Annotated in this window: 7 protein-coding genes and 1 riboswitch; of the genes, 4 read left to right on the forward strand and 3 right to left on the reverse strand. The window is 61.8% G+C overall.

The genetic code is table 11. The features are described from left to right. Positions 1-36: 36 nt before the first annotated feature. Positions 37-252: a DUF1107 domain-containing protein gene (locus BN1143_RS04190; RefSeq protein WP_005298562.1), complete on the reverse strand. Its 216-nt coding sequence runs from the start codon at positions 250-252 to the stop codon at positions 37-39. A gap of 172 nt (positions 253-424) precedes the next feature. On the opposite strand from BN1143_RS04190, the gene yfcD reads away from it, so the two are divergent. Beyond that, on the forward strand, positions 425-928 hold the full coding sequence (gene yfcD / locus BN1143_RS04195) for an NUDIX hydrolase YfcD (RefSeq protein ID WP_042049762.1): 504 nt from the start codon (positions 425-427) through the stop codon (positions 926-928). Positions 929-991: 63 nt separating this feature from the next. Here yfcD and BN1143_RS04200 read toward each other — a convergent pair whose 3' ends face one another. Continuing rightward, the gene (locus BN1143_RS04200; protein WP_042049763.1) at positions 992-1,918 is read right to left on the reverse strand and encodes a phenylacetate--CoA ligase family protein; all 927 of its coding nucleotides are present in this window, start codon (positions 1,916-1,918) and stop codon (positions 992-994) included. Between the two features lie 126 nt (positions 1,919-2,044). Here BN1143_RS04200 and BN1143_RS04205 point away from each other — a divergent pair, with 126 nt between their 5' ends. Both BN1143_RS04205 and BN1143_RS04210 read left to right on the forward strand, forming a co-directional pair. Then, positions 2,045-2,518, forward strand: a complete 474-nt coding sequence (locus BN1143_RS04205) for a peroxiredoxin (protein ID WP_017783489.1) — start codon at positions 2,045-2,047, stop codon at positions 2,516-2,518. A 124-nt stretch (positions 2,519-2,642) separates the two neighbouring features. After that, entirely contained in the window at positions 2,643-3,611 is a 969-nt protein-coding gene (locus BN1143_RS04210; protein ID WP_005298570.1) for a calcium/sodium antiporter, read from the forward strand. A 68-nt stretch (positions 3,612-3,679) separates the two neighbouring features. Here the strand turns inward: BN1143_RS04210 and BN1143_RS04215 are convergent, their stop codons facing one another. Next, complete coding sequence (locus BN1143_RS04215; protein ID WP_017780614.1) at positions 3,680-4,831, reverse strand: type III PLP-dependent enzyme; 1,152 nt, start codon at positions 4,829-4,831, stop codon at positions 3,680-3,682. Between the two features lie 508 nt (positions 4,832-5,339). After that, positions 5,340-5,450: riboswitch (glycine riboswitch) on the forward strand. Positions 5,451-5,700: 250 nt separating this feature from the next. On the opposite strand from BN1143_RS04215, the gene BN1143_RS04220 reads away from it, so the two are divergent. Further along, complete coding sequence (locus tag BN1143_RS04220; protein ID WP_042049764.1) at positions 5,701-7,077, forward strand: alanine/glycine:cation symporter family protein; 1,377 nt, start codon at positions 5,701-5,703, stop codon at positions 7,075-7,077. Positions 7,078-7,481 lie beyond the last annotated feature (404 nt).

A 7,481-nucleotide genomic window follows, 5' to 3' on the forward strand; every position in this document is an offset into this window, starting at 1 on the left:
TGGACGCAGACTACAAAACAGAAAGGACTATGGAAGTTACCCCAACAGCAGGGTGGTGTGGCGCAGGCCGCGAACCTCCAGATTGATCTGCCGGGCCAGACTCAGGGTCTGACGGCAGGTCAGGCTCTCCAGATTGATCTCGCCGCCGCTGAACTCGAACCGCCCGTGAGTCTCCACCATGAAGCTGCCGTGATGGAAGCTCTTGATGTAGCGGGCAATCTGGCGGGGAGACAAGTTCTTGAACACCTTCATCACAAAACACCTGTTGCGTGGACAGGGCACACTATGGCTTCGTCAGGTGACACGGATGTGACAATTTATGGAGGTTTGTATGAATCCGGTTTGCCGTCGGCGGCCGGCCGGGACGCAATTGAAAAAAGGCTGCCATGACAAGCCGTTACCCCGATATACTGCGGTCACTTGGATGAATCAGAAGGGTCTGCGTGTGGAGTGGGTGGATGTGGTGGATGGAGAGAACCGGGTGATCGGCGTGGCCGAGCGCGCCAAGGTGCGGCGAGAGAACCTCTGCCACCGCGCCAGCTATATCCTGGTGCTCGACGAGGCTGACCGGATCCTGGTGCAGCGGCGTACCCTCAGCAAGGATTTCTGCCCCGGCATGCTGGACGCCTGCGCCGGCGGCGTGGTCACCACGGGCGAGCAGATGGAACCCTCCGCCCGCCGCGAACTGGCCGAGGAGCTGGGCATCGAAGGGGTGCCGCTGCAGGGCTTTGGCACCTTCTATGCCGAAGGGGAGGGCTACCGGGTCTGGGGTGGCCTCTACAGCTGCCACTATCAGGGGCCGCTGCGGCTGCAAGCCGAAGAGGTGAGCGAGGTGTACTGGATGAGCCAGGCGGAGATAGCCGCGCGGGCCGCCGAATTCACCCCCGACTCTTTGCTCGCCATCGCCACCTGGCAGGCGCGGCGCTGAGCGGCGTTGCATGCAGAACGGGCAGCCAGTGGCTGCCCGTTCTGTTTTTGGGCGGTGGGAACCTCACACCAGCCTGAGCCGCCGGTTGGTGCGCCCGCAGGGGCTGGCACCGGCGAGCCAGTGGCCCTGCCACTCGGTCACCAGGCGCAGCAGCGGGTACTCCAGATCGAGCCGGGTCACCACCAGCTGGCCGACGGCGTCGCCGATGACCGGCTCACCGCTGGCCAGATCGATGATCTCGACCAGACAGTTCTCGTTGACGATGAACCCCTGGCCGGGCTGGCTCTCGTAGGCGATCACCCCGGCATCCTGCAGCAGCAGGCAGTTGAGCGCGCGGATGCCGTGCACCGCCTGCAGCGGCCGGGTATCGGGGTGGGACGATTCGCAAAGCAGGGCGCAGCGCAGGCTGTCGCTCGGCACCTCGGCCCGCTCTGCCGCCTCCAGCAGGTCCAGCAGCACCGCCAGCGGACCGACGAAGCCGGTCGGCTCAAAGCGCTGCAACGCCTCCAACTGGCGGCGGGTATCGTGGGGGCCGCAGGGTACCACCGGGCTCCCCAGCTGACGGGCGCCGTTGTCGAAGATGAAGGCGGTGGGGCTGATGTGATAGTCGTGGCCGTTGAGCAGCACCTCCCCGGCCTTGAAACCGGCGGCGAACAGGGCCCGCGCCGCCCCCCACCAGTCGGCCCCGGCATATTCGGGAATGGCCAGCTGGCCGGGGCAGGCAAACACCCGCAGCGCCTGGCTGGTGGGGCGGCCGGTAAGGCCGGCAAAGGGCGGGTGGGCCTGCTGGGCGGCGAACAGCTCACCGGCATTGAGCAGGGGCAGGCTGGCCAACTCCCCCAGATCCTGCAGGCGGCGCTGGCGGTAGGCGCTGGAGTAACCGGTACAATACTGGCCGACATGGGCAAGCAGGTGGTTGAGCTGATCCAGCTGCTGCTGCTCGCGCAGGGGGGAGGGGCGAATTTCCAGTCCATCGTAATAGTGCTGCATGAAGCCTCCTTGGTCGGCTGATCCTGCTCAAGGTTAGTTCAAATGATCCCGGTAAAGGGGGGCCTGTGTCACAGCGCGGTCGTGGGGTAGACTGGGGCTCCTTCCCTCCACTTAAGGATGAGCACAATGATTGCGATGGGTCAGACCCTGCCTGCGGGCGAATTCACCTTCATCACCCCAGAGGGGAAACAGCAGCGGGATACCCACAGCCTGTTTGCCGGCAAGCGGGTGGTGCTGTTTGCAGTGCCCGGCGCCTTTACCCCCACCTGTTCCAACGCCCATCTGCCGGGATACGTGGTGCTGGCCGATCGGTTCAAGGCCAAAGGGGTGGATGCCATCTGCTGCCTGTCGGTCAACGACGCCTTCGTGATGAAGGCGTGGCAGGATGCCCAGAACGCCGCTGCCATCACCATGTTGGCGGACGGTGACGGCAGCTGGACCCGGGCCCTGGGGCTGGCCAAGGAGACCGGCGCCTTTGGCGGCGTGCGCGCCCAGCGCTTTGCCCTCATCGCCAATGACGGCGTGGTGGAGCGGCTCTTCGTGGAGGCGCCGGGCAAGTTCGAGGTGTCGGATGCCGAGAGCCTGCTGGCGGCGCTGTGAAAGATTAATCGCCGTTTGATTTCATCTTGAAATAGCAAGGCGGCCCGTTACACTGTTGCCGCGTTTGGATGGAGCCAGGCAAGTTGCCTGGCTCTCGTGTTTGCCGTGGATGAGATAGAAAAATATGACCCTGGCTTTTGTTGCCCTGATTGCCGGACTGGCGTTGCTGGTCTGGAGTGCCGACAAGTTCGTGGACGGTGCCGCCGCCACCGCCCGTTATGCTGGTATGCCGCCGCTGCTCATCGGCATGGTGATCATCGGTTTTGGTACCTCGGCCCCTGAAATGGTGGTCTCCGCGCTGGCGGCTTCCCAGGGCAACCCCGGGCTCGCGCTCGGCAATGCCTATGGCTCCAACATCACCAATATCGCCCTTATTCTCGGCTTGACTGCCCTGATCAGCCCCATCGCCGTGGCTTCCCAGGTGGTGCGCAAGGAGATCCCCATCCTGCTCGGCATCACCCTGCTCTCCGGCGCCCTGTTGCTGGATGGTCGCCTGGATCGCACGGACGCCGCCATCCTCGGCGTGGTGTTCCTGGCGCTGATGGGCTGGTCTATCTGGGCCGGCATGCGCGGCAAGGGGGATGCGCTGGATGCGGAGACCGAGGAGAGCATCGACAGCGAGGGCATGTCCCTCAAGCTGGCCCTGTTCTGGCTGGTAGTCGGGCTGGTGCTGCTGATCGGTGCCTCCCGCCTGTTGGTATGGGGCGCAGTGACCATAGCCCAGGGTTTTGGCATCAGCGATCTGGTGATTGGTCTCACCATCGTCGCCATCGGCACCTCGCTGCCGGAGCTGGCCTCTTCGCTTATCGCCATTCGCAAGAACGAGCATGATCTGGCCCTTGGCAACGTGCTCGGCTCCAACCTGTTCAACACCCTGGCGGTGGTCGGGATCGCGGCCGGCATCCACCCGCTGGACGTGGCGCCGGAGGTGCTCTCCCGCGACTGGAGCCTGATGATGGGGTTGACCCTGTTGCTGCTGGTGATGTGCCTGGGCCGCAAAGGGCAGGGGCGCATCAACCGGCTGGAGGGGGGCGTGCTGCTCGCCTGTTTCGTCGCCTACACCGGCTGGCTGCTGACCAGCCAGTTTATCTGACGATTCGCCAGACCATAACAAGAAGGGGGAAGCATCGGCTTCCCCCTTCTGTTTTTGGCGCAGGCCTGTCAGGCCACGGCAACCATCTTCTGCCCTTTCTGGCTGCTGTCCAGAATGAGGATGTTCGCCTTGGGGAAGAAGTTGAAGGTGGAGGCCGACGCCCAGGTGTAGGCCCCCATCACCCGGCCCACCACCAGCTCGCCGATGGCCAGATCAGGCAGCATGATGCCGTCGCGGATCACGTCCACGCTGTCGCAGGTCGGGCCTGAGAGCACAGAGTTGTGCAGCTCGCCGCGAGCCAGCGGGGTGCTCACCGGGTAGGTGACGTGATCATAGAGCTGGCCGTTGTAGCTGCCGTAGAGACCGTCATCCAGGTAGTACCAGATCTTGTCGCCGCGATGGGCCTTGCCCATCACGCTGGATACCGAGGTCATGGCCGGCGCGCTGATGAAGCGGCCTGGCTCGGCAATCTTCTGTACCGTGGCCGGCAGCTTGGCCAGCGCCTCGCGGATCGGCGCGCAGAAGCCGTCGATGTCGAACTCGCCGCCCTCATAATCCACCGGGAAGCCGCCGCCGATATCCAGCACCCAGGGCTTGAGGCCGAGCTCCCAGGCCTGCTCCATGATCTCGCGGCAGGCGTCGATGGCCTGCACGTGGCGACGGGCATGGGGCACCTGGGAGCCGACGTGGAACGACAGCCCCATCACCTTGATCCCCTTGGCATGGGCCAGCTGCAGCAGTGGCAGCGCCTGCTCCGGAGTGCAGCCGAACTTCTTGGAGAGGTCGACCTTGGTCTCGGGGTTGGGGAAGCTGACCCGCAGCAGCAGTTTCACTTCGTCCTTGTAGGGGATGAACTTCTCCAGCTCCAGCGGGTTGTCGTAGACGAACACGGTGCAGCCGTACTCCAGCGCATAGCGGATGTCGCTGTCGCGCTTGATGGGATGGGTATGAATGCAGCGTCCCGGGCGGACACCCTGACTGCGCACCAGATCCACTTCGCCATTGGTGGCCAGGTCGAAACAGGCCCCCTCTTCCTTCAAGACAGAGACCACTGCCTCGTGGGGCAGGGGTTTGAGTGCATAGTGCAATCGTACATCGGGCAGGGCGGCGGCCAGGGCCCGATACTGTTTGCGGACGGCTGCCTTGTCGAGCAGCAGCAGGGGGGAGCCGAATTGTTCAACCAGCTGACGGTAATCTTGTGCAACCAGGGTCTCGTTCATTCTCTTTTGGTCATCCTTAGGGGGCGTGATATGCCCAAGCCATATGCGATTGAACCGGCGACGGCCGGGTCAGGCGAGCGGTCCGGTGGGACCAACCAGGCACACTGCATAACTTCCTTGCGAAGTGCTTAGTTATGCGCGGGATTATCGGCTTATTGCGTTTGTGTGCAACCCTTTTGATTGGATATGTCGGCAAGTTTTTCTGGTCGAGACGAAAGATCATCTTGATATGGCCCATGTTTCGACTAGCAAGCGGCAGGCTGTGCAGGCAACCTTGTCTAACGTATTGATAGTTAACGAACAAATAACATTCGGCCTCAGCCTGGCCGGGATCGAAAAAAATCGGCGACGAGGGGGCGCGAGTGGGAGACAGCTCACACTTTTTGGATTACCATGCCCGCTTCCTAATCCAAACTAGTTCGGATGAAGGTAGCAGGAGAGCGATGGGCAACCATCCACCGAAGAAGTGAATCTTTCAGGTACCGGGCAACCGGTGTGGACTGCTACTGGACGATACTCTGGAGAGACCCGTTGAATCGGGCGCCGAAGGAGCAAGGCACCGTGATTGCATCGCAATCCGGCGCCGGAAACTCTCAGGCAAAAGGACAGAGGGGATGGGATGGTTGTACCTGAGCTTGAAACTGTTCACGGTCTGTAACGAGAGGTCGTCAGCAAGGTAAAGAGCAGCGCAGGAACCGGAGTGTATGTGAATACATGAGGCTTTCGAGCAGCGCATGAGCCTTGGTCACAACCTCGCAGCAAGAGTGTGAACACGTTTTTGGCCCGCATCCGATCGCCTCTGGCCGATCGCGACACCTATGGGAAGATCATCCTTCTCCTCCTTAATTTCTGTTTCTTAAGGAGGATGCATGTCATCAATTCAATCGGCGCTCGCCGCCATCGATAGCTTTATCTGGGGTCCACCCCTGCTGATCCTGCTGGTCGGGACCGGCGTCTACCTCACTCTGCGTCTGGGTCTGCTTCAGGTCGTGCGTTTGCCGCTCGCCCTGCGTCTGGTCTTTGGCCGCGATCAGGGTCAGGGCAAGCAGGGGGATGTTTCCAGCTTCGGCGCGCTCTGTACCGCCCTCTCCGCCACCATAGGCACCGGCAACATCGTCGGGGTCGCCACCGCCATCAAGCTGGGCGGCCCGGGCGCCCTGTTCTGGATGTGGATGGCCGCCCTGTTCGGCATGGCCACCAAGTATGCCGAGTGCCTGCTGGCGGTGAAATATCGCCAGCAGGACGCCAACGGCCAGATGGCGGGCGGCCCCATGTACTACCTGGAGAAGGGGCTCGGCTCCAAGGTGCTGGCCAAACTGTTCGCCCTGTTTGGCATCGGCGTCGCCTTCTTCGGCATCGGCACCTTCCCCCAGGTCAACGCCATCAGTGACGCCATGAGCCTCTCCTTCTCGGTGCCCCGGGAAGTGACCGCCGTGCTGCTGACCCTGATCGTGGCACTGGTGACCCTGGGGGGGATCAAGTCCATCTCCAGCGTGTCGAGCAAGGTGGTGCCCTTCATGGCCATCTTCTACATCGTTGCCTGCCTCGGCGTGCTGGTGAGCAACGCCGCCGTCCTGCCGGATGCAGTGGCGCTGGTGCTGCAGAGCGCCTTCACCGGCCATGCGGCCACCGGTGGCTTCGTCGGCGCCGGCATCATGCTGGCGATCCAGTCCGGGGTGGCGCGGGGAGTCTTCTCCAACGAGTCCGGCTTGGGTTCTGCCCCCATCGCGGCCGCCGCGGCCAAGACCGATTCCTGCGTGGAGCAGGGGCTGGTCTCCATGACCGGCACCTTCATCGACACCATCATCATCTGCACCATGACCGGCCTGACCCTGGTGGTGACCGGGGTGTGGAGCGGCGATGCGAGCGGCGCGGCCATGACCAGTCTGGCCTTTGCCCAGGGGCTCGATGCCCATGTCGGCCAGTATCTGGTGAGCATCGGCCTGTTGTTCTTCGCTTTTACCACCATCCTTGGCTGGAACTACTACGGCGAGCGCTGCACCGAGTACCTGTTCGGGGTGAAGGCGATCAAGCCCTACCGCCTGGTCTACCTGGTGCTGGTGGCGTGCGGCGCCTTCCTGCATCTGGACATGATTTGGCTCTTGGCCGACATCGTCAACGGCCTGATGGCGGTGCCCAACCTTATTGGCCTTATCGGCCTGCGCCACGTGGTGATCGCCGAGACCCGCGCCTACTTCAGCCGAGACAGCGATACGGAGTCCGAGCCCGAGCCGCAGACGGCCTGATGCCACGACACTGCATTCAAACGAAAAGCCACGACCCGGGTCGTGGCTTTTGTGTTAGATGGTAAGCATGCTGAGATATTGCTTCATGGTTTTAAGGAATTTCCACTGCCATGGTCATGTCGTTTTAAGATCCTTTTTATTTGAAAATGAAATTACAATCCATTATCATTTCTATTTTTAGGGTCCATTCGGACCTATCTATAAAAAAGCAAAAAATAATAAACGGTTTTATTAATAAAGTTCAGGCTGTTCACCCCAATGTACCATCGCTTACCGCGTTCTGTTTTGACAGTGTGTCATGTTGTATTTGTACTCTTTCTAGTTTTGTTCGCTTCCTATGCATGGGCACTTTCCCCTACAGAGCAACAGGAAGTCGAGCAGCGTCAGCGTAGCTTGCTGGAAGA

This window comes from Aeromonas dhakensis, assembly GCF_000820305.1.
GTDB lineage: Bacteria > Pseudomonadota > Gammaproteobacteria > Enterobacterales > Aeromonadaceae > Aeromonas > Aeromonas dhakensis.

Excerpts from the sequence above, each read along its gene's own strand:
- BN1143_RS04210 (WP_005298570.1), top strand. The coding sequence starts at position 2,643 with ATGACCCTGGCTTTTGTTGCCCTGATTGCCGGACTGGCGTTGCTGGTC.
- BN1143_RS04215 (WP_017780614.1), bottom strand. The coding sequence starts at position 4,831 with ATGAACGAGACCCTGGTTGCACAAGATTACCGTCAGCTGGTTGAACAA.
- BN1143_RS04200 (WP_042049763.1), bottom strand. The coding sequence starts at position 1,918 with ATGCAGCACTATTACGATGGACTGGAAATTCGCCCCTCCCCCCTGCGC.
- yfcD (WP_042049762.1), top strand. The coding sequence starts at position 425 with ATGAATCAGAAGGGTCTGCGTGTGGAGTGGGTGGATGTGGTGGATGGA.
- BN1143_RS04190 (WP_005298562.1), bottom strand. The coding sequence starts at position 252 with ATGAAGGTGTTCAAGAACTTGTCTCCCCGCCAGATTGCCCGCTACATC.
- BN1143_RS04220 (WP_042049764.1), top strand. The coding sequence starts at position 5,701 with ATGTCATCAATTCAATCGGCGCTCGCCGCCATCGATAGCTTTATCTGG.
- BN1143_RS04205 (WP_017783489.1), top strand. The coding sequence starts at position 2,045 with ATGATTGCGATGGGTCAGACCCTGCCTGCGGGCGAATTCACCTTCATC.